We start from the raw sequence: 563 nt of genomic DNA, 5'->3' as shown, positions 1-563 counted from the left end.
GAAATATATAGAGGATCTAAAAGCTTATGATGCCGAAGGAAATACGTTACCCGTCACAAAAGCCAACTCCAATACCTGGACCATTACGACAACGAAACCACTAGACAACATCACCTATTTGGTCAATGACACTTTTGACATAGAGTCAGAGCATGATATTTTTTCGCCATCTGGAACAAATATCCTCAAGGATCAAAATTTTGTATTGAATTTACACGGGTTTCTCGGCTATTTCAAAGGACATAAAGAGCGTCCTTATCGCATAAAAATTATGCATCCAGAAAAGCTAAAAGGTGTCACTTCTCTAAAAAAACTACAAGAAGAGACTCCTACGCCAACTGTAGATCTCTTTGCTGCATCACGCTATGCTGATCTAACAGATAATCCAATTATGTATTCCAAACCGGATATCAGTAGTTTTAAACTCCACGACATCCTAGTAACAATCAGCGTCTACTCTCCAAATGGCACACATACAGCTGCTAGTATAAAACCTGCTATGGAGAAAATGATGAATGCACAAAAAAACTTTTTGGGTACAATAAATGCTACCAAAACTTATA

1 protein-coding gene is annotated in these 563 nt (G+C 37.5%); it reads left to right on the top strand.

From position 1 onward, the window contains the following. The coding region (locus SM447_RS29705; RefSeq protein ID WP_474576175.1) for a M61 family metallopeptidase at window positions 1-563 on the top strand (563 nt) is incomplete at both ends.

The sequence above is a fragment of the Micromonospora aridisoli genome (assembly GCF_056150025.1).
Note: the sequence above shows the minus strand (reverse complement) of the source record. Positions and strands in the feature narration are given on the sequence as shown.